This window comes from Rhodococcus sp. JG-3 (assembly GCF_000482405.1).
GTDB classification, from domain to species: domain Bacteria; phylum Actinomycetota; class Actinomycetes; order Mycobacteriales; family Mycobacteriaceae; genus Rhodococcoides; species Rhodococcoides fascians.
This window is the reverse complement of record NZ_KI519398.1, coordinates 3791209-3810744: the sequence shown is the minus strand read 5'-3', so window position 1 is coordinate 3810744 and position 19536 is coordinate 3791209. Positions and strand designations below refer to the sequence as shown.

The 19536-nt window shown below is 62.4% G+C and carries 16 protein-coding genes, 1 tRNA gene and 2 pseudogenes; 9 read left to right on the top strand and 10 right to left on the bottom strand.

Going from position 1 to position 19536, the window contains the following annotated elements:
* Window positions 1–29: 29 nt before the first annotated feature.
* The 6 genes from K414_RS0119375 to aceE all read right to left on the bottom strand — a co-directional run bounded on the left by K414_RS0119375 (window position 30) and on the right by aceE (window position 8656).
* Window positions 30–1463: a carboxyl transferase domain-containing protein gene (locus K414_RS0119375; protein ID WP_027497450.1), complete on the bottom strand. Its 1434-nt coding sequence runs from the start codon at window positions 1461–1463 to the stop codon at window positions 30–32.
* Window positions 1464–1595: 132 nt separating this feature from the next.
* A complete protein-coding gene (locus K414_RS0119370) occupies window positions 1596–2846 on the bottom strand; it encodes a KasA/KasB family beta-ketoacyl-ACP synthase (RefSeq protein WP_027497449.1) in 1251 nt (416 codons plus the stop codon).
* Between the two features lie 8 nt (window positions 2847–2854).
* Entirely contained in the window at window positions 2855–3199 is a 345-nt protein-coding gene (gene acpM, locus K414_RS0119365; RefSeq protein ID WP_045841363.1) for a meromycolate extension acyl carrier protein AcpM, read from the bottom strand.
* Window positions 3200–3287: 88 nt separating this feature from the next.
* On the bottom strand, window positions 3288–4196 hold the full coding sequence (locus K414_RS0119360; RefSeq protein ID WP_027497447.1) for an ACP S-malonyltransferase: 909 nt from the start codon (window positions 4194–4196) through the stop codon (window positions 3288–3290).
* Window positions 4197–4324: 128 nt separating this feature from the next.
* The gene (locus K414_RS0119355) at window positions 4325–5749 is read right to left on the bottom strand and encodes a helix-turn-helix domain-containing protein (protein WP_228139233.1); all 1425 of its coding nucleotides are present in this window, start codon (window positions 5747–5749) and stop codon (window positions 4325–4327) included.
* Between the two features lie 87 nt (window positions 5750–5836).
* Window positions 5837–8656, bottom strand: coding sequence for a pyruvate dehydrogenase (acetyl-transferring), homodimeric type (gene aceE / locus K414_RS0119350; RefSeq protein WP_027497445.1), 2820 nt, complete (start codon window positions 8654–8656; stop codon window positions 5837–5839).
* A 256-nt stretch (window positions 8657–8912) separates the two neighbouring features.
* Between aceE and K414_RS0119345 the strand changes: the two genes are divergently transcribed.
* The 5 genes from K414_RS0119345 to K414_RS0119320 all read left to right on the top strand — a co-directional run bounded on the left by K414_RS0119345 (window position 8913) and on the right by K414_RS0119320 (window position 11343).
* A complete protein-coding gene (locus K414_RS0119345) occupies window positions 8913–9335 on the top strand; it encodes a DUF3052 domain-containing protein (RefSeq protein WP_027497444.1) in 423 nt (140 codons plus the stop codon).
* A gap of 31 nt (window positions 9336–9366) precedes the next feature.
* A complete protein-coding gene (locus K414_RS0119340; RefSeq protein WP_027497443.1) occupies window positions 9367–9828 on the top strand; it encodes a peroxiredoxin in 462 nt (153 codons plus the stop codon).
* 87 nt (window positions 9829–9915) lie between these two features.
* Window positions 9916–9987, top strand: a tRNA-Val gene (locus K414_RS0119335).
* 598 nt (window positions 9988–10585) lie between these two features.
* Window positions 10586–10726, top strand: coding sequence for a hypothetical protein (locus K414_RS29185; protein WP_161631812.1), 141 nt, complete (start codon window positions 10586–10588; stop codon window positions 10724–10726).
* Between the two features lie 53 nt (window positions 10727–10779).
* Entirely contained in the window at window positions 10780–11343 is a 564-nt protein-coding gene (locus K414_RS0119320) for a hypothetical protein (protein ID WP_027497441.1), read from the top strand.
* A gap of 254 nt (window positions 11344–11597) precedes the next feature.
* Here K414_RS0119320 and K414_RS0119315 read toward each other — a convergent pair whose 3' ends face one another.
* Complete coding sequence (locus tag K414_RS0119315) at window positions 11598–12470, bottom strand: toll/interleukin-1 receptor domain-containing protein (protein ID WP_027497440.1); 873 nt, start codon at window positions 12468–12470, stop codon at window positions 11598–11600.
* Between the two features lie 402 nt (window positions 12471–12872).
* On the opposite strand from K414_RS0119315, the gene K414_RS0119305 reads away from it, so the two are divergent.
* Window positions 12873–13262 (top strand): DUF732 domain-containing protein, encoded by a 390-nt coding sequence (locus K414_RS0119305; protein WP_080729942.1) that lies wholly within the window; start codon window positions 12873–12875, stop codon window positions 13260–13262.
* 55 nt (window positions 13263–13317) lie between these two features.
* On the opposite strand, the pseudogene K414_RS0119300 reads toward K414_RS0119305, so the two are convergent.
* Window positions 13318–14387 (bottom strand): annotated as a pseudogene (locus K414_RS0119300) (IS3 family transposase); the annotation flags it as partial.
* Between the two features lie 41 nt (window positions 14388–14428).
* Between K414_RS0119300 and K414_RS27395 the strand changes: the two are divergent.
* Together K414_RS27395 and K414_RS0119285 are read left to right on the top strand one after the other, a co-directional pair.
* Window positions 14429–15112: pseudogene (locus tag K414_RS27395) on the top strand (MetQ/NlpA family ABC transporter substrate-binding protein); the annotation flags it as partial.
* Between the two features lie 92 nt (window positions 15113–15204).
* Window positions 15205–15876 carry a nitroreductase gene (locus tag K414_RS0119285; RefSeq protein ID WP_027497437.1) on the top strand — a complete coding sequence of 224 codons (672 nt, stop codon included), beginning with the start codon at window positions 15205–15207 and terminating at the stop codon, window positions 15874–15876.
* 12 nt (window positions 15877–15888) lie between these two features.
* Here the strand turns inward: K414_RS0119285 and K414_RS0119280 are convergent, their stop codons facing one another.
* A complete protein-coding gene (locus K414_RS0119280; RefSeq protein WP_027497436.1) occupies window positions 15889–16830 on the bottom strand; it encodes an NAD(P)-binding protein in 942 nt (313 codons plus the stop codon).
* A gap of 113 nt (window positions 16831–16943) precedes the next feature.
* Between K414_RS0119280 and K414_RS0119275 the strand changes: the two genes are divergently transcribed.
* Entirely contained in the window at window positions 16944–18353 is a 1410-nt protein-coding gene (locus K414_RS0119275; protein WP_027497435.1) for an amino acid permease, read from the top strand.
* Here K414_RS0119275 and K414_RS0119270 read toward each other — a convergent pair.
* Window positions 18350–19516: an iron-containing alcohol dehydrogenase gene (locus K414_RS0119270; RefSeq protein WP_027497434.1), complete on the bottom strand. Its 1167-nt coding sequence runs from the start codon at window positions 19514–19516 to the stop codon at window positions 18350–18352. The genes K414_RS0119275 and K414_RS0119270 overlap by 4 nt on opposite strands.
* Window positions 19517–19536 lie beyond the last annotated feature (20 nt).

Sequence of the window (19536 nt, the reverse complement as noted above, 5' to 3'; positions counted from 1 at the left end):
ACGACCGCAGTAGGTAGTGGTCGGGTCGATCAGAGCGGGATGTTCTTGTGATTTCCGCGAGCCGCAGGTGCTGCGGCGAGAGCCTTCGCAACCGTGCTTCGAGTCTTGCTCGGCTCGATGACCTCGTCGACGACGCCGATGGCAACGGCGCGATCGACACCGCCTGCGATGCTCTCGTGCTCGACGGTGAGGCGGTCGTGCAGTGCCTCACGCTCTTCCTCGGGTGCGGCGGCGAGCGCCTTCTTGTGCAGGATGCCGACGGCCGCCTTCGCGCCCATCACGGCGACCTCGGAGCCGGGCCAGGCGTAGACCGCGGTGGCACCAAGCGCGCGGGCGTTCATGGCTATGTACGCGCCGCCATAGATCTTGCGAGTGACCAGCGTGACGCGGGGAACGGTGGCCTCGGCGAACGCGTGCAGCAACTTCGCTCCGCGGCGAACGACGCCTTCCCATTCCATGCTGACGCCCGGCAGGTAGCCCGGAACATCGACGACCACGATGAGCGGAATACCGAAGGCATCGCACAGACGAACGAAACGCGCTGCCTTCTCGGCACTTTCGGAGTTCAGGCAGCCGCCGAGTCGGATGGGGTTGTTGGCGATCACGCCGACGGTGCGGCCGCTGATACGGCCGAGACCGATGACGATGCTGCGAGCCCAGCCGCCCTGGAACTCCTCGAACGTCGATTCACCTTCGACGTTGTCGAGCAATTCGTGAATGATCGGGTGCACGTCGTAGGCACGTCGGTTGGATTCGGGCATCAGCGCGCGAAGATCGGTGTCGCCGTGTTCTGCGGCGGCGATGTCGAACACGCCCTGCTCGCAGAACATCGACACCAGACGGCGGGCGCGGGTGAACGCGTCCATCTCGCTGTCGGCGACGATGTGGCAGACCCCGGACTTCTTGTGGTGCGTGTCGGGGCCGCCGAGCGACTCCATATCGACCTGTTCGCCGGTGACGCTGCGAACGACGTCGGGTCCGGTGACGAATACGCGTCCCTCGGGAGCCATGATGACGACGTCGGTCAAGGCGGGACCGTACGCTGCACCACCGGCTGCGAAACCGAGGACGACGGAAATCTGCGGGACGAGGCCGGACGCTCGAACCACGGCTTCGAACACGAGTCCGACGGCATGGAGAGCCTCGACGCCCTCGGCGAGGCGAGCACCACCCGAGTGCCAGACGCCGACGATCGGGGCGCGCTGTTCGATGGCGGTGTCGATTGCGGCAACGATGTGCTTGCAGCCGTCCACTCCCATGGCGCCGCCCATGACGGTGGCGTCGGAGCAGTAGGCGATGGTGTGGACGCCGTCGATTTCGCCCGATGCGGCCAGGATTCCCGACTTGTCCCGATCATGCAGGGGGACAGTGGTTCCGGCGTCGAAGAGCTTTTCGAGGCGGGTGAGGGGGTCGCGCGGATCGGTCGAGGTGCCGGATCGTGTGACAGGGGCCAGAATGGTCATCGCGTTGTCCTTCTTCAGGGCCCCTGGCGGGGGCGAGGCCCGAGCCGGGACCGTCCATCGAAAGAACGGCCCCAGCTCGGATCATGCACTGCGAGAGCGAGATTCGCTGAGTCGAGAAGTCGACTCAGTGGATCACGCCTTACCGAAGGCGAGCGCTACGTTGTGCCCACCGAATCCGAACGAGTTGTTGATCGCGTAGTCGATCTGTCCGACGCGGGGCTCGCCCTTGACGACATCGAGATCGATTTCGGGATCCTGGTTCTCCAAATTCAGTGTGGGAGGGATGATTCCCTCTCGCACTGCCAGCACCGTCAGTACCGACTCGAGGGCACCGACGGCACCGATCGAGTGGCCCAGAGCGGATTTCGGTGCGTACACCGCTGCGTGATTTCCGACTGCCTTGTTGATCGCCAGCGCTTCGGCGGTGTCTCCGATGGGAGTTGCCGTTGCGTGGGCGTTCACGTGGGTGATGTCGGACTTCTGCAGGCCTGCGGTCTCGATGGCGCGCTGCATCGCACGCGCGGCACCCTTGCCCTCGGGGTCGGGGGCCACGAGGTGGAACCCGTCCGAAGTGATTCCGGCACCGAGCAGGCGGGCATGAATCGTTGCGCCGCGTGCCTTGGCGTGCTCCTCGGTCTCGATGACCATGAGCGCACCCGCTTCACCGAAGACGAAGCCGTCACGATCCTTGTCGAACGGACGTGACGCACCCTTCGGGTTGTCGTTGTTGGTGCTCATCGCCCGCATCATGGAGAAGCTGGCGATCGGAACCGCGTCGATGTACCCCTCGACGCCACCGGTGACGACCATGTCCGCGTCGCCCATCACGATCATCCGCCATGCATGCGCAATGGCTTCCGATCCCGAGGAGCAGGCGGAGACGGGCGTGATGACGCCGGCTTGTGCTTTGAGCTCGAGCCCGACGACCGCTGCTGGGCCGTTCGGCATGACCATCTGAACGGCGAGCGGGGACACCTTGCGGTAGCCGCCGGCCTTCATCTTGTCGTTGGCGTCGATGAGAGAATCGCCGCCACCGAGTCCGGTACCGATCGACACGCCGAGGCGGAGGGGATCGACGTCGGGCGAGCCGGCGTTTTTCCAGACCTCACGACCGAGCACCGTGGACAACTGCTCCACGTAGCTCAGGCGACGGATCTCGACCCGCGAGAGCAGACTCTGCGGGTTCACCGCGAGGTGTCCGCCGATCCGCACGGGCAGGTCGTACTCGGTGACGAAATCGTCTTCCAGAGTGCCGATTCCGCTTTCGCCGTTCAGCAGACCCTTCCACGTGGCATCGACGTCACCCGCGAGTGACGTGGTCGCAGCAAGGCTGGTGACGACGACACTGGGGAAGCGTCCGTTGGCGGTGGATGGGTTGGTCATGGGTCGTGTCACTCGCTCGCGGAGTCGTCGAGCTTGGCCTTGATAGCTTCTGCGGCTTCGGGGTTCTCCGCTTCGAGCTTCTGGATGTAGTTGACGGCGTCGCCGACGGTGCGCAGACCTGCGAGGTCTTCGTCGGGGATCTTCACGCCGTACTTGTCCTCGGTCTGCACTGCGATCTCGACCATGGAGAGCGAGTCGATATCGAGGTCGTCCACGAAGGACTTCTCGATGGTCACCTCGGACGGTTCGATGCCCGTGACCTCCTCGATGATCTCTGCAAGTCCGGCGATGAGGTCTTCCTGGCTGGCCACTGTTGTGGCTCCCTTCTCTTCTGTGTCGAACGCCGAAGTCATGTGCTTCGAGACGCGGTTGTGCATTTCTGCCACTCGGGGAGTGGAAGTCGATCCGCAGTATCGAGACTGCGGTGTAAAGGAGACCGAGCTATCCGAGCTCGGCCAATGCGGAGATGTCCGCCGGTGTCTTCAGGCCAAGGTTGGGCACGCCGCGCAGTTCACGCTTGGCGATGCCGACCAGTGCGCCTGCCGGGGGCAGCTCCGCAAGTCCGGTGACCTGCGCGGAACGCAGGTATGCGCTGCACAGATCCCACCGCACGGGGCGGGTGACCTGGGCAGCAAGTTTGGTGAGCGCATCGGCACCCGATGCGACCGGCTGACCGTCCGAGTTGGACAGCAAGGTGTGCGTCGGCTCGGACGGGGTGATGGCGGCTGCGGCCGCGGCGACGGTGTCGCCTGCCGATGCCATGTACTTGGTGTGAAAGGCACCTGCGACCGGAAGTGCCCGGACCCGCGCCTTCTCGGGTGCGCTCTCGGCCAGTTCCGCCAGCTTCGTCAGCAGACCTGCAGCAACGATCTGACCGGCAGCGTTGACGTTGGCCGGGGCGAGATCGAGTTCTTCCAGCCGGGCCAGAACTGCGGCTTCGTCGCCGCCGAGCACGGCGGACATGCCGGTCGGTTCGAGGGCGCAGGCCTTGGCCATCGCAGCACCGCGCACCGCCGCCAGAGATACCGCGTCGTCGGAGGAGATCACGCCGGCAATGGCCGCGGCCGCCAGCTCGCCGACCGAGTGGCCGGCCACGATGGCGTCCTCGGGGAACAGTCCACGCGAGGCAATTTCCTCGAAAGCGAGTAGGGCCGACGCCACGACCAGTGGCTGAGTCACCGCAGTGTCGGTGATTTCCTCGGCGGTGGCGGTGGTGCCGAGTCGCACGAGATCCAGGCCGGAGGCCTTGGACCACAAGGCCAGTCGATCGGCCGCGCCCGGGATTTCGAGCCAAGGCAGCAGCATGCCGGGAGTCTGGGAGCCCTGACCGGGCGCAAGCAACGCAATCACAGGGTTAAGAGAACACTGTCGGGCCCTCGATCAGTGATGTCGCGCTCGATGAACTCTCGACAAGCAATTTGTGGGAACCCTACAAATTGCCTCGTGGAGACCCGCTATCGCCGGAAGGCGGTTCGGCGTTACGTGACCACTTCACCAAATGTGACTTGTGTGACATATGGGGCTGGATATGTCGGTTCGTGATGCGTTCGAGCCAACCTACCTACCGTTGCCGCGACCCGAAGGACGTACGCATCGCGCGGGTGAGTGGGATCACGACCGGTCACCTCGGCGATGCGCTTGAGCCGATACCGGACGGTATTTGGATGAACAAACAGCTGCCGAGCGCAGGTTTCCACGGCACCGCCGCAGTCGAGATACGCGTCGAGCGTGTCGGCCAACCCCGAACCTGCCGCGGCCAACGGCACCACGACATGATCGTTGAGAGCCGAGATGGCAGCCCCGTCGTTCAGCAACGCTCGTTCGGGGAGCAACTCGCCGGCGTGCACCGGACGCGGCGCGCCCCGCCAGCCCGCCACGGCCTGCATGCCGGCAAAGGCTTCCACCGCGCTCGAGTGCGCGGCGCCCAAGGTGCGGGTGGTGGGACCGATGACGACCGGGCCGTCGGAGAAGTTCTGCAACATGTCGTCGATGAACGCGTGATGCGCAGCGGTGTCGTCGAGCTGGCCACTGACCACCATCACCAATCGGGTCCCCTGGACCACCGCCAAAGCAGCTCGACCGTGCTTCTGAGCGACGGAGTGCACGGTGCCCACCACGGACACGCCGCGATCCTCCGGGGGAGTGCCCACCAACACCGTCGCAGGCGCAGTGGCGTCCCAATTCAACGTGGCAGCACGGGAGAGCATGTCCGATCCGGTATCGCCCCGGACGACGGCGTCGACGACGAGGGCTTCGAGGCGGGTGTCCCACGCCCCTCGTGACTCGGCCGCACTCGCGTACACGGACGCCGCTGCGAACCCCAGCTCGCGGCCGTACCGCAGCACGGCCTCGGTCAGCGCGACCAACTGCTGGTCGTTGCGCGCGAGCGCGGGGAGCCACTGCTCGAAGAACTCCATCGCCACCCGGACCATGTCGACGGTCTGACGCAGCGTGAGGCGTCGGGCAAGGTCTTGCGGGATCACCTGGAAGGCGTCGAGGCTGAATCGAATGTCGCTGTTCGGGTTCTTGAGCCATTCGAGAAAGTTGTCGACGGCCGTCTGGATCAGCAGCTGGACGCTGGCCCGCTGGGCGGCGTCGAGATCGCCGAAGAACGGCAACTGGCCCTGCATCGTGGTCACTGCCTCGGTCGAGAGGCGGCCGGAGAACTGTTTGACGCGTCGCAACAGGGCGTCGGGCAGAGGATCGCGCTTCTGGCGCGAGGGGGCCAACGAGTTGACCGGAAGGTGGACCTCGTTGTCGGTCGTGAGCGAATCACGGGTGGGGGAGTCACGGGCCGGGGAGTCACGAGCCAACGACTCACGCAACGCTTCACGGTAAGCGTCGCGCCGGGAGACATCACGCGCGGACGAGCTGTCCGGTGAATCGGGTTTGGCATCGGACATAAGGAGAACCTACGCCCGACCCCCGCCCACCTCGCGCTGGACTCTCGTCGCGAGGTGGAACGGGGGTCGGCCGATCACGGCGAAGACCTACGCCGAGCCGGTATCGGCGTACGACGTCGGAGCTGCGGTGACGTCGTCGATCTTGTACTTCTCGGCAGCCTCGACGGCCTTGGACTTGTCGATCTCGCCCGATGCCGCGAGAGCGGACAGTGTGGCGACGACGATGGACTCGGCATCGACGTTGAACACCCGTCGTGCAGCCGGGCGGGTGTCGGAGAAGCCGAAGCCGTCGGTTCCGAGGGTGACGTAATCGCCCGGAACCCACTGGCGGATCTGATCCGGCACGGCGCGCATCCAGTCGGAGGACGCGATGACCGGGCCGTTGGCATCGGCCAGAGCCGAGGTGACGAACGGAACGCGCTTGTCGGCACCCGGGTTACGCAGCGACTCCTTCTCGGCTTCGACGCCGTCGCGGCGCAGTTCGCCCCACGAGGTGACGGACCATACGGCCGAACGCACGCCCCACTCCTCGAACAGCAACTCACGTGCCTTACGTGCCGAGACGATGCCGACGCCCGACGCCAGCAACTGTGCCTCGGGTCCGTCGCCCTCCTGGGGTTCCGCGAACCGGTAGATGCCCTTGAGCAGCCCCTCGACATCGAGGTTCTCGGGCTCGGCCGGCTGTACGTACGGCTCGTTGTACAGGGTGATGTAGTAGAAGATGTTCTCCCCGCCGAAGCCCTCGACACCTTCGGTGCCGCCGTACATCCGTCGCAGACCGTCCTTGACGATGTGCGCGATCTCGTACGAGAACGCCGGGTCGTACGCCACCGCTGCCGGGTTGGTCGACGCCAGCAGCAGCGAGTGACCGTCGGCGTGCTGGAGACCCTCACCGGTTAGCGTGGTGCGACCTGCCGTTGCACCGAGCACGAACCCGCGGGCCATCTGATCCGCGGCAGCCCAGAGACCGTCGCCGGTGCGCTGGAAACCGAACATCGAGTAGAAGATGTACAGCGGGATCATGACCTCGCCGTGCGTCGCGTACGAGGTACCGACCGCGGTGAACGACGACGTGGAGCCTGCCTCGTTGATGCCCTCGTGCAGGATCTGACCGACCGAGCTCTCCTTGTAGGCGAGCATCAGTTCCGAGTCGACCGAGGTGTACAGCTGGCCGTTGCGGTTGTAGATCTTCAGCGACGGGAACCACGAGTCCATACCGAACGTGCGGGCCTCGTCGGGAATGATCGGCACGATTCGGTGGCCGATCTCCTTGTCTCGCAACAGCTCCTTCATGACGCGCACGAGCGCCATGGTGGTGGCGACCTCCTGCTTGCCCGAGCCCTTGCGGAGCGTCTTGTAGGTGTCGTCGCCGGGCTGCGGCAGTGGCTTGACGTCCACGCGGCGCTCGGGGACGAATCCGCCGAGCTTGCTGCGACGATCGAGCATGTACTGGATCTCGGGAGCGTCCGCACCGGGGTGGTAGTACGGCGGCATGTACGGATCCTTCTCGAGCTCCTCGTCCGAGATCGGGATGTGCTGGAGATCGCGAAACGTCTTGAGATCGTCGAGCGTCAGCTTCTTCATTTGGTGCGTGGCATTACGGCCCTCGAAGTGCTTGCCCAGGGTGTAGCCCTTGATGGTGTGCGCCAGGATGACCGTCGGCTGGCCCTTGTGCGACATCGCAGCTGCGTAGGCAGCGTGCACCTTGCGGTAGTCGTGGCCGCCGCGCTTGAGGTTCCAGATCTCGTCGTCCGAGAGATCCTTGACGAGCTCCTTCGTTCGCGGGTCGCGGCCGAAGAAGTGATCGCGGACGTAGCTGCCGTCGTTGGCCTTGTAGGTCTGAAAGTCGCCGTCGGGCGTGGTGTTCATGAGGTTCACCAGTGCGCCGTCGCGGTCCTTGTGCAGCAGCGAGTCCCACTCGCGGCCCCACACGACCTTGATGACGTTCCAGCCGGCACCGCGGAAGAACGACTCCAGTTCCTGGATGATCTTGCCGTTACCGCGCACCGGGCCGTCGAGACGCTGCAGGTTGCAGTTGACGACGAACGTGAGGTTGTCGAGGCCTTCGGTCGCAGCCACATGTGCGAGTCCACGCGATTCCGGCTCGTCCATCTCGCCGTCGCCGAGGTACGCCCAGACGTGCTGATCGGAGGTGTCCTTGATGCCGCGGTCGTTCAAGTAGTGGTTGAAGCGCGCCTGGTAGATGGCGTTCATCGGACCGAGGCCCATCGACACCGTCGGGAACTCCCAGAAGTCCTGCATCAAACGCGGGTGCGGGTAGGACGGCAGTCCGCCGCCCTCGTTCACATGGCTCGCTTCCTGACGGAAGCCGTCCATGCGCTCGGCCGGAATGCGGCCTTCGAGGAAGGCGCGGGCGTAGATGCCGGGGGAGGCGTGGCCCTGAATGAAGATGTGGTCGCCGCCGCCCGGGTGATCCTTGCCGCGGAAGAAGTGGTTGAAGCCGACCTCGTACAGCGCAGCCGACGACGCGTAGGTCGAGATGTGGCCACCGACGCCGACGCCCGGACGTTGTGCGCGGTGCACCATGATCGCGGCGTTCCAGCGGATCCAGGCTCGGTAGCGGCGTTCCATCGACTCGTCGCCGGGGAACCACGGCTCGTTCTCCGTGGGAATCGTGTTGACGTAGTCCGTCGATGTCAGCGACGGGAGCGCAACGCGGCGCTCACCGGCGCGCTCGAGCAACCTGAGCATCAGGTAGCGAGCGCGGTTGGGGCCGGACCTCTCCAGCAAGCCGTCGAACGACTCGATCCATTCGTTGGTCTCGTCGTTGTCGATATCGGGCAGGTATGACGCGACACCCTCACGGATGACGCGGACCCGGCCGTCCGAGCCCTTCTTGCCTGCAGACGATGTGTTCTGCCGTTCGCCGCTGTTCACTTCGGACAACGTGTGCACTCCTCAATGTGGCGGACGCTCGGTGTGGCGCCCGGTCCGGTAGCTCGCCCCTGTGACGGCGATCTACATTCCTCGTTCTCGTGATTCCTCCCCAATCCTGCCGCATCTCGTCGGTTCTGGTAGTACAGAGGTCCGATACCCACCAGTAGAAATTTATGTACGCAATTTCGGCGCGGTCAGCTTGCGCGAACGGCTTCGACCCTGTTCGCTTTGTCTACTGCACCCACAATTCAAGGAGGTCACCACCGTGGTCGCCGCGGCGGACGCTCAGAACTACGCTCAGAAACTTGGCATCACTCGCGACATGGTCGTTCAAGAGCTGGGCTGGGACGAGGACACCGACGATGATCTGCGCGCCGACGTAGAAGATGCGATCGGTGGCGAGACCCTCGACGAGGATTCCGACGAGGTGATCGATGTCGTACTGCTGTGGTGGCGCGACGGAGACGGTGACCTGGTCGATGCACTCATGGATGCCATCGGTCCGCTCTCGGACGATGGAATCGTGTGGGTCCTCAGCCCCAAGACCGGCATGTCCGGTCATGTGGAGCCCAGCGAGATTGCCGAGTCCGCTCCGACAGCCGGATTGACGCAGACCTCTGCGGCCAATCTCGGTGACTGGATCGGAAGTCGATTGGTTCAGCCCAAGACCCCTGCCAGCAAGCGGTAGGCCCATGCTCGACACAGGAAGACGGTTCTAGATGCCGATCGAGGTTGGCGCTGTTGCGCCCGACTTCACCCTCAAAGACCAGAACAACCAATTGGTCACGTTGTCGTCGTACCGGGACGTGAAGAACGTACTGCTCGTGTTCTATCCACTGGCCTTCACCGGAACGTGCCAGGGCGAGCTGTGCCGAGTGCGCGACGAGCTACCGACATTCGAGAACGACGACACCGCGATCCTGGCGATCTCGGTAGGTCCGCCTCCGACCCACAAGATCTGGGCAGCAGAGCAGGGTTACACCTTTCCGCTGCTGTCCGACTTCTGGCCACACGGTGAAGTGGCTCAGGCGTACGGCGTGTTCAACGACAGCGCAGGATTCGCCAATCGTGGAACCTTCGTGGTCGACAAGTCCGGAATCATCAGATTCGCCGAAATGAACGGTCCCGGGGAAGCCCGAGACAGTTCATCGTGGGCTGAGGCACTCGCACAGGTGAGCTGACCTGCGGAATTGTAGTTAGACAGCAGACACGATAAATTTCTCCAAGCGTGCCGGTGGCCCGGGGATGTCCCTAGGCCACCAGCACACGGGCGTATAGCTCAGCGGTAGAGCTCTGGTTTTACACACCAGCGGTCGGGGGTTCGAACCCCTCTGCGCCCACTCCATATTGCTGCAGGTCAGAGGTGTTATTTCACCTTCAAGTGTGTGTCGCCAGTTGTCACACAGTCCGCCAATTGTCACGACTTGTCACATGTCGCGCGAAACTCTGCGCCGCCTCAAATAAAGATCCAGGTTGAGCGTGTGCGTATATCCGCATGGTGAAACCCGCATCTACGTGGCCTAGCCATGCTGCAATGACCACAATTGGCACGCCCTGAAGGTGCATGAGGGTCGCGCATGTGTCGCCCATCGTGGAGACGAAGCACTGGAACCCCAGCGCGAGCACATCCGCGTTTCCAGACCTTCGTGATTCGATCGGGTGGGTGGGGAGCACCATGCTCATCGACCACCAGGTAACCGCTATCTGCGTAATTGTCACGGTATGTCGCGCGGTCGAGTGACTGGGCTGCTCGTGCGTGCAGCAATGCTGAGTACACCGGATCGGGGATTGGCAGCACCCGCGTCGAACGCGTCGTCTTCGTCGTCGAGTCGACCGCATGTCCATCAACAGTCACTCGCGTGTCTCTAATGATTAGTGTGTGTGCATCCATGTCGACCGCTGACCAACACAGTTCAGATCCTGTCTTCGAGCGCTTGGGTGAACCGACACATCTTCATGGCGCCCAATTGGAAGCACAAATATCCCGAGTTCTACAAACAGATCATGGCCTACCAGAAGAAGGGCAAGAACAAGCACGACGACGCCCCGGATGTGTTGGCCGCGATCTACGAGGGGTAGCGAACCCGAACAAGTCTGGTTTCCGTGTCCGTACCGCCTGACATACTGCGCTCATGTTCAACGTGGAGGTATGGGGGACCGTCGCAGCGTGGTTCGGGAGTCTTTCAAGTGGCATAGCCCTGATCACGGCAGCGACGTACTACATCGTGGACAGACGCCGGGAACACCGTCACCAGGCCGAGCGGGTGGTGTGCTGGATTCATCCGAACGAACACGGACCGTTCCTAGCCAAGATCAAGAACTTCTCCGAGCAGCCAGTGTTCGATCTATGGTACGAGGTGCTAGGTAGGCCAGATAAGGATGTGCGCAAGGAGCTGAAAGCTGAGGGGATCGGCTCCGACTACCCGCTGAAACAGAACCGGGTGCCAGACTTTGCGATGATCCAATGCCTGGTCGACTATCACGACCATGTGGACTTCTCACCGGGTCAGGAGCTGGAGAAAGAACCTAACATTCCAGTGGGCGGGTTGATTTACTACAACGTGTACTTCCGATTCAAGGATGCCAGCGGTCGCCACTGGAGACGAGATGCCAAGACCGGCAAGTTCGTCGGGTTCCGGCAAGGTCGAAGGATAGAAGCGCAGCTCAGGGCATACGATCCGTTCACGGATACCTAGCTTGAATTGTGTTTTTGTTCTAATATCAAAACAGAACTAAGTAGCGCTCACATCTTTATATGGCTAAAAAGAACACTCCACTTCGATTCAGACTCGCATCAGCATTACTAGGCCGGAACAAGGCCTTCATGCCGCACCTGCAGAACATGCTCGACGCGTTCGACGGTGGTGGTAACTCAATCAAGAACTATCGGTCCAAGGGTGAAGCAATAACAGCCACCTCGGATAGGAATTGTGGTTGAAGTTACCCACAGTTACGTCTTCTCTACGAGATGTCCTTCGAGGAGCGGGCTCGTCTGTGACTGTGTCTTAGTCAGGATGCGTACCGCTGTATTATGGATGACGCTTAGAATGGTCTCGTAGTTACTAATTTGTTCAGGTGTGAACGGCTGACCGTCCTTGATGACATACACGAGGTTCTGGAATGGACCCTGGTTCAAATGGTATTCGCGAATCCCGTGTATGTGCTGCGAGTTCAGGAACCGCTGGGCGATCTTCGATGTTTCGTCGGCAGCGCCCATCTGCCAACCGTTGTCAAATTCCATCTTCTCTTGACCAAAGGCGCGAGTCGATTGCAACAACTCGTCCACTTTCGACTCGATCGTGCGAGGCGGGGCAGACGGTTCTACCGTGAGAGCAGCATCAAGCTTCGTCTTCAGGTCATCCCACGACCCATCGAACCGACGCTGAACTGCGCTCTCGTTCTTTCCAAGGGACTCCGCGAGCGATTGTGCCGCCCGCCAGAGTCCGTCTCGATCCATTGGGACGGCCTGAAACTGACTCAGCGTTGTAGGGAGTTCTGTCGCACTTGTGAAGTCGACAGTAATTGGAACAACCCGTCCTCGTTCGTTTCCGACGAAGCGTTGACCGAGTGCTCCCGCCTCGAAGTTCAGCCACTCCTTGCCCTTGTTTTCCAGGGTGACCAGGACGATGCCGAATACAGCGGTGTCCAAACGAGCGTTGACCTGACCCAGCCAATGCATACCTGCTTGAATACTCACGGATGAAACCCAGGGATCTACGTCGTCCATCAGTGTCGGCAGCCACTCCTGCAGCACTTCTGCCACCCCTCGTGCCAGATCGCCTGACCAACTGATGAACACGGTCTTGTCGCTAGGCGCTGTCATGGCCAGAGGCTAACAGTCATCTACGACCAATCTCCTAGTTGTATGGCGTCTCTACCCACACACTGGCCCAGTCCTGAACCGGCCCGACATCTGGGACCGCCCCCTGCCATCCGGTGAGCGCAAGAAGCTCAACTACACCAATACGGCAGACAAGGGGACTGACTTTCTATGCTCTGTGGACTAAATCGAAGTAGATGGTGATGTCTAAGTGACTGACGTCGTGATGAGTGACGAGTTCATGGAGACGACCGAACCAGCCGTTGCGGCCGGTCCCTGCTCACGATAGCTGTAGTCGTCGTAGTCATTCTGGCGATGCTTCATCCGACTAACCTCGTCTGACAGATCGCTCGGTTAAGATTCAATCATCAAAATAGGGCGAACCGGGCAATACCAGGAGCGACAATGCACAGCCGATCGACAGTAGTGCGCCTAGCTTGTGCAGTCGCAGTCGCTGGCCTCGTGGTGGTGGGGTGCTCGAGCACCGTTCAGGGCAGCTCCCAAGCGGCTCCGGCGGCTGTCGAGCAGATTACTGCTCAGAAAGCTGAGCAGGACAAGGAAGACAAACTCGATGAGCGCTACCTTGCGGTGCTCGACGATCACAGTCTCTTCCCTGGGGTCTCTGACGAGCTGAAGATTGAACGTGGGCGCGCAATCTGCGAACGGGTACGTTCTGGCGAAGACCGACCGGACATGCTTAAGTCACTCATGAACCAGTATGGGATCTCTGAAGGCATCATGTTCATGAGCGATTCGATGGATGTTTATTGCCCAGAAGAGCTTGGCCCGAAGTAGACGGCAGACTGTTTGGGACTGCCCCCACTTCGGTTGACTCGTGGGGTTGAGTAATTCAGGCCGCGTGTGCGGTTCGGTTGATTGTCTCAAACTCGATGGCAGTGAGCTTGCCGAGGCGTCGTTGACGGCGTTTGCGGTGATAGGTCTTCTCGATCCATGTCACGATCGCGAGCCGTAGTTGCTCGCGGGTCGACCACCGCTGGCGGTCGAGGACGTTCTTTTGCACGAGTGCGAAGAACGACTCCATCGCGGCGTTGTCACCGCACGCCCCGGCCCTTCCCATGGAACCTCGTAACCCGTTGCGCAACAGAGCATGTACGAACTTCCTGGATCGGAACTGGCTACCGCGATCCGAGTGAACGATCGTCCCCACCGAGCCTCTTTGCGCCACAGCACTATCCAATGCGGACACCGCCAACGAGGCCCTCATCCTGGAGTCGATCGAGTAGCCGACGATCCTGTTCGACCACACGTCCTTGATCGCGCAGAGATACAGTTTGCCCTCGTCGGTGCGGTATTCGGTGATGTCGGTCAGCCACAGCTCGTCCGCGGCCTGTGCGGTGAACTGCCGATCCACAAGGTCATCGTGGACCGGCGGGCCGGCCTTCCTGTTCAGGCCTCGCTTCTTCGAGAACACCGACCAGATGCGTTCTTGTGAGCACAACCGAGCGACCCGGTTCTCGCTGGCGGTGATGCCGCGGTCGGGTAGCTCGTCTGCGATGAAGCGGTAGCCGAATGTGGGGTCGTCGGCGTGGATCTCACGAGCAATGTTGATCAGATGCGCATCATCCCAATCTCGTTGCGTGATTGGCTGTTTCTTCCATTTGTAGAACGCATGGGTGAAGAATCCGAGAACCCGGCAGGTTACTGTGACGGGGACTCCGTCGCCAGCAAGGTCGAGGACCAGCGGGTAGATGATTTTGGGTTGACGTCCCGGGACAAGTAGGCAACCGCGCGACGCATGACCTCGGCTCCTTGCTTGAGCAGCTTGATCCGTTTGCGGGCTTCTCGCAGCTCGGCGGACTCGTCGAGGCCCGCCTTCGCGGCGGTGCCGCGTTCGACGCCGTCGTCACGGTCGGCGATCTTGAGCCAGCGGTGCAGGCAACCTTCGGAGATTCCGAAATCCCACAAGACCAGCGGCAGCAACAAGCGGCTGCACGATGGCCGTCGAATTCGTCGCCGATCAGGTAGCTCCCAAGTACGGCATCACGGTTGCATTCCGCGGACTCGCCGACAGCAACACCATCAACCGCGCGGTGAGTGAGGGCGAGGTGGCCGCCACGGTGTACCAGCACAAGCTGTGGCTCGGACAGGTACTCGAATCCAACCCCGACTTCCAGGAAGAGGCCGCAACCCCGGTGTTCCGTTGGGGCTTCGGATTGTGGTCCGACAAGTACTCCGACCCAGCGCAACTGCCGGACGGCGCAACGGTCTCGCTCTACTCGGATCCCGCCAACGAAGCGCAGGGTCTGTGGGTACTCGAGCGAGCCGGTCTGATCACCCTCGACCCCGCGGTCGACAAGTCGACGGCCACGCAGAAGGACATCGTCGGAAACCCGAAGAACCTGAAGTTCACGTTGCTGGACTTCGCCGCGCAATCGCGGGCATTGCCGGATCTCGATGCAGCAGTGGGCTATACGGAGTACTACCTTGCGGCCGGAATTCCCGTCGAGAAGCAGATCTTCGCACCACCGGCACCGGACGAGTTCGCCGGCCAGCTCACGATCGGTAGCCGGTGGGCGGGCAGCGACAACATCAAGAACCTCGTCGCCGCGTTCAAGGACCCTGCGGTCCAGGAGTTCCTCGCCACCGACCCGCGGGTGAAAGACATCCTCCTGCCACTTCAGTAACGGCCTCGCGCCCGACGGTCCGACAGCGGACCGTCGGGCGTAGCGGTGGTGCTACGTTCGGTCGGAAGACGACACGATGTGAGGCGGACGACGTGACCCGGTACGAATCGTTGACAGGTCTACTCGACGAGCGGTACTCATGCCGGCAGTTCCTGCCGAAGCAGGTATCACGGGACGTGCTCGAACAGTTGTTGGCGGCCGCCCAGCGCACTGCATCGTGGTCGAACACCCAGTCGTGGCAAATAATCGTGACCGAGGGCGATGCCACGCGAAAGTTCTCCGAGGCATTGGTGGAACATGTGGCGTCCGGTGTGCCGCAACCGGATTTTCCGTTTCCGGCCAACTACAACGCCCTGCACCGGGCACGTCGTCGTGAGTGTGGCGGTGCGCTCTACGAGAGCATCGGCGTGGTCAAGTCCGACACCGAGGCGACGACGCGTCAGTTCATTCGCAATTTCGAGCTGTTCGACGCCCCGCACGCGGCAATCATCACCACCGATGCGGACCTGGGTGTCTACGGTGCCGTCGACTGCGGGCTGTATCTGCAGACGTTCCTGCTGGGCGCGCAGAGTCTCGGGCTCGGCGCGATAGCGCAGGCCGCGCTCGCCGCGTACTCGCCGTTCGTCCACGAATGGTTCGATATCCCGGATACCCGCAGGGTGGTAGCCGGCATCTCGTTCGGCTACCCCGACGAGAGCCACCCGATCAACGGATTCCGCACCAGCCGTGCACCGTTGAGTGAGACGGTGACCTTCATCAGCTGAGGTGTGACGGCGTCAGCTCTGGAGCCGACCAACCAGTTCCGTACCCAGATCCGTGCCCGATCGCCATGCGCTTTCCACCCTGGGCGCGCCGGATTCACACCATTGATCGCCTGCGAATCCGACGAGCCGCCCGTCCCGCAGCTCGAGCGTAAAGGTGGAATCATGTTGCGCCGCAGGCTTTGCGAACGTCCAGCGATGGGCGTGAGTCCAGTTGGGTGCCGTGGAGATTACCGACAGTTCGCGTAGCGCGTCGAGGACCGGGGCGATCACTGCGTCGGGATCGGCGAGGTGCTGCTGTGCCCGCTCGGGGGTCGTGTGAACCACCAGCACGGGCGCACCGTCACCCCGCCGGGCACCGTCGTCGACGATGAACGCGATATCGGGATGATCGTTGACGAAGGCCGCGTCGCGGAACGGCACATCCAACCCGTCGAATCCACATGCCACCGCGATGACCGGTTCGTAACCGACGGCGTCGGGGACTGTGGTCAGTCGAGTCGCTTGAGGATCGGGCATCGCAACCACGACGTGGCCGTCGGGGAGGCCGCTCAACTCGGAAGAGCCTTCGATATCGAAGTCTTCCAGCAAGTCTCGCACCAGAGAACGAAGCCCGTGTGGTGTGGCCCAACGGACCGGCCCGGTGGTGGTGCACGGCGTGGTATCGGGTTTGAGGATGCCGAAGGTGTTGGCCCACTGGCGCGCAAGGCCCCTCGACTCCCAGTCCGACACCACCGTAGCGAAATCCTGATCTCGGACGGTGAAGTAACCGGCACCCAAATCCACACGACGCCCGTGAAGCTCGGGGGAGGACATCCGTCCGCCCGGGGCACGTCCTCGATCGACGATGCGGAACGGGACGCCCGCCGCGCGCAGTACTCGGGCACAGGCGGCACCCGCGATACCCGCGCCGACAATGGTGATCGAGTCCGTGGTGCGCCCAACATCGACAGTCATATCGTCAGTATGCCCGGCGGACCAAGTAAGTAAGCCCGCCTTATGTACTACGCATTGTCTGGACAATTCGGTCACCCGCTGCGAAGGGCCCGACCTTGTGCTGAACTGTTGACATGGCAATTACGGATAAGCCAGATACCGGAGAGCACGGACTGGGAACCAGTCTCAAACCGCGGCACGTGACGATGATCTCGATAGCCGGAGTGATCGGTGCCGGACTGTTCGTCGGCTCCGCCAACGCCATCGCCACCGCAGGACCTGCGGTGTTGCTGGCCTACTTCTTCGCCGGACTCCTCGTCATCCTGGTGATGCGCATGCTCGGGGAAATGGCCACCGCCAACCCCGACACCGGTTCGTTCTCGACGTATGCGACCCGGGCACTGGGACATTGGGCCGGCTTCTCCGTCGGTTGGCTGTACTGGTGGTTCTGGGTATTGGTGATCCCCGTCGAGGCGACCGCCGCTGCCGCCATCCTCACCAACTGGCTGGGCGGTGCCCAATGGATGTGGGCCCTGATCATCGTCGTTGCGCTCACCGCGACCAACCTGATCAGCGTCGGCAATTACGGCGAGTTCGAGTTCTGGTTCGCGTTGGTCAAGGTAGTGGCCATCGTCGCGTTCATCGGTCTCGGCATCGCGGCCATCCTGGGCTGGCTGCCGAACTCCGAAGTCAGTGGCGTGGACCAATTGTGGGCCTCCGGCGGCTTCATGCCGCTCGGCTTCGGTGCGGTGATCGCAGCCATGCTGACGACGATGTTCTCGTTCATGGGATCCGAGATCGTCACCATCGCTGCAGCCGAATCCAAGGACCCCGCAAAGGGGATCACCCGCGCCACCAACTCGGTGATCTGGCGTATCTCGATCTTCTACTTCGGATCGATCTTCGTCATCGTCGCGCTCGTCCCCTGGAACGAATTGGACCCGGCAACCGGCTCCTACCAGTATGTGTTGTCCAAGATGGGAATTCCTCACGCGGAGACCATCATGGACATCGTCATTCTGACCGCCGTGGCGTCGTGCCTGAATTCGGCGCTCTACACCGCCTCCCGCATGCTCTACTCGCTCGGTGATCGCGGCGATGCGCCTCGCTCAGTCAAGAAGATCACCGCCAACGGAGTGCCGTGGGTTGCCGTCATCGCCTCGATGGTGCTCGGCTTCCTCGCCGTCGTCGGAAACTACATTCTTCCGGAAAAACTCTTCACCTACCTGCTCGCGACCACCGGTGCCGTAGCTCTGTTCGTCTACCTGGCTATCGCCAGCAGTCAACTCGTGCTGCGTCGCCAACTCGATCGCGACGGCGAACGCCCGGCCGTTCTGATGTGGCTCTACCCGTGGCTCACCTATTTGGCCATCGGATTCATCGTCTTCGTCCTCGTCATGATGGTCGTGCGACCCGAGCAGCGATCGTCCATCCTGCTCTCGGCCGTGCTGGCGGCAGTGACGGTGATCGGCGGAATCATCGTTCAACGCCGAAACACGCGGCGCGACAAGGTTGCCGCCCGCGTGTCCGGTGACTCGGCCTAGATCCCGGCATACACCTGGCGGTACAGATCGACGATCTGCTCCGCCGTCGGAACGACCGGATTGTTACCGGGGCTGCCGGACGCGAGAGCCTGCTCGGCCATCAGCGGCAACATGTCGTCCCACGTCGACTTGTCGATGCCGAACGTCTGCGGAGTGGGAACTTCGACCTCACGGCACAGCGTGACGATGGCGTCCTGCAACTTGCCTCCGGCAACCGCGTCCGAATCGGCTTCCGATGCCGCACCGAGGGCGCGGGCGCAGTCGGCGTAGCGGGACTGGGCTCCGCCGATGGAGAAGGCTGTGACGGCAGGCAAGAGCATCGCATTGGACAGTCCGTGTGCGACATGGAAATGCGCGCCGATCGGTCGACTCATCCCGTGTACCAGACAGACGCTGGCGTTGGAGAACGCCATTCCCGCCTGGGTGGACGCATGCATCATGTCCTCGCGTGCCTGCCGGTCTTCTCCGTCTCGATACGCCCGAAGCAGCGACGTTCCGATGGTGCGAATTGCGCTGAGCGCCAAGCCGTCGGAGATGGGGTTGGCCTTCTTGCTGACGTATGCCTCGATGGCGTGTGTCAGAGCGTCGACGCCGGTATCGGCGGTCAGACGCGCCGGCATCGACATCGTCAGTTCGAAGTCGATGATCGATGCTATCGGCAGAAAGGACAGCCCGGGGCACAGCATCTTCTCGTCCGAGGCCACGTCGGTGATGATGGTGAACTGCGTTGCCTCCGAACCACTTCCCGCGGTCGTCGGAATGGCGATGATCGGAAGCGCCGGACCGGTGGAGAGCACCGGGGCCTTGAAGTCCCGCATAGTCCCGCCCTGAACAGCGAGAATGGCCAACGCCTTGGCCGTGTCCATCGGACTGCCGCCGCCGAACCCGATGATCGAATCGGCCGAATGCTGCTGCACCGCTTCGAGACCGGCGACCAGAGAATCCGTCGTCGGATCGGGCACGGTGCCCGAGAACAGAGCAGGCGACTTACCGGCCTCGGTCATGATCGTCATCAGTCGATCGGCCGATCCGTTGCCTGCCATGAACGCATCGGTGACGAGTAGGGGACGAGATACGGCCAGGTCGGTCAGTACCGTACCCAGCTCCGCGACGGCACCGCCGCCGAGCTTCAGAAAGCGTGGAAAAGAGATGTTGGCAACCATGGAGTGCTCCTTCGCGGTAT

Excerpts from the sequence above, each read along its gene's own strand:
- K414_RS0119375 (WP_027497450.1), bottom strand. The coding sequence starts at position 1,463 with ATGACCATTCTGGCCCCTGTCACACGATCCGGCACCTCGACCGATCCG.
- K414_RS0119370 (WP_027497449.1), bottom strand. The coding sequence starts at position 2,846 with ATGACCAACCCATCCACCGCCAACGGACGCTTCCCCAGTGTCGTCGTC.
- acpM (WP_045841363.1), bottom strand. The coding sequence starts at position 3,199 with ATGACTTCGGCGTTCGACACAGAAGAGAAGGGAGCCACAACAGTGGCC.
- K414_RS0119355 (WP_228139233.1), bottom strand. The coding sequence starts at position 5,749 with ATGTCCGATGCCAAACCCGATTCACCGGACAGCTCGTCCGCGCGTGAT.
- K414_RS0119340 (WP_027497443.1), top strand. The coding sequence starts at position 9,367 with ATGCCGATCGAGGTTGGCGCTGTTGCGCCCGACTTCACCCTCAAAGAC.
- K414_RS0119320 (WP_027497441.1), top strand. The coding sequence starts at position 10,780 with ATGTTCAACGTGGAGGTATGGGGGACCGTCGCAGCGTGGTTCGGGAGT.
- K414_RS0119315 (WP_027497440.1), bottom strand. The coding sequence starts at position 12,470 with ATGACAGCGCCTAGCGACAAGACCGTGTTCATCAGTTGGTCAGGCGAT.
- K414_RS0119305 (WP_080729942.1), top strand. The coding sequence starts at position 12,873 with ATGCACAGCCGATCGACAGTAGTGCGCCTAGCTTGTGCAGTCGCAGTC.
- K414_RS0119280 (WP_027497436.1), bottom strand. The coding sequence starts at position 16,830 with ATGACTGTCGATGTTGGGCGCACCACGGACTCGATCACCATTGTCGGC.
- K414_RS0119275 (WP_027497435.1), top strand. The coding sequence starts at position 16,944 with ATGGCAATTACGGATAAGCCAGATACCGGAGAGCACGGACTGGGAACC.
- K414_RS0119270 (WP_027497434.1), bottom strand. The coding sequence starts at position 19,516 with ATGGTTGCCAACATCTCTTTTCCACGCTTTCTGAAGCTCGGCGGCGGT.